Source organism: Chitinolyticbacter albus (genome assembly GCF_024437655.1).
Classification (GTDB): Bacteria; Pseudomonadota; Gammaproteobacteria; order Burkholderiales; family Chitinibacteraceae; genus Chitinolyticbacter; species Chitinolyticbacter albus.
In genome coordinates this window covers 1-758 of sequence record NZ_JANBVF010000073.1, presented here as the reverse complement: position 1 = coordinate 758, position 758 = coordinate 1, and the positions used below count along the sequence as shown (strand labels likewise).

Sequence of the window (758 nt, the reverse complement as noted above, 5' to 3'; positions counted from 1 at the left end):
CGTACCCCGAGCCGTCGCGTCGATCCGGCCGACACCATCAAGTGGGACGACAAGATGGCCGGCAACTTCCGCGAACTGAAGGCGCTGAAGGCCAAGTACCCGAAGATCAAGAACATGATCTCGCTGGGTGGCTGGACCTGGTCCAAGTGGTTCTCCAACGCCGCGGCCACCGACGCGCTGCGCAAGCAACTGGTGAAGAGCTGCATCGACATCTACATCAAGGGCAACCTGCCGGTGGTCGATGGTCGTGGTGGTCCGGGTGCCGCAGCCGATGTGTTCGACGGTATCGACATCGACTGGGAATTCCCGAGCGTTCAAGGCTTCGGTTACAACACCGTGGCGGCGAACGATGGCGAGAACTACCGCCTGCTGCTGGCCGAGTTCCGCAAGCAGCTCGATGAGCTGGGTGCGACGACCGGCAAGCGCTACGCACTGACCATCGCACTGGGCATGGGCAAGGACAAGCTCGACAAGATCAACGTCGGCTCGTACGCCCCGTACCTGGACTGGATCAACATGATGACGTACGACTACAACGGCGGCTGGGATCTGACCCAGACCAACTTCCAGTCGCACCTGTATCGTGATCCGGCCGCACCGAACGACAAGTGCAGCGGCAAGGCGGGTGATACCTGCTACGGCGACCGCAGTCTGGTGTCGTTCTACAACACCGATGACGCGTTGAACCAACTGCTGTCGCAAGGTGCGCCGGCCAACAAGCTGGTGCTGGGCCTGCCGTTCTACGGTCGTGGCTGGAC

The 758-nt window shown here is 61.6% G+C and carries 1 protein-coding gene; it reads left to right on the top strand.

Annotated elements, in window-relative coordinates; all coding sequences use genetic code 11:
• A partial coding sequence (locus NLI84_RS18825) for a glycoside hydrolase family 18 protein (RefSeq protein ID WP_255992366.1) occupies positions 1-758 on the top strand: 758 nt, incomplete at both ends.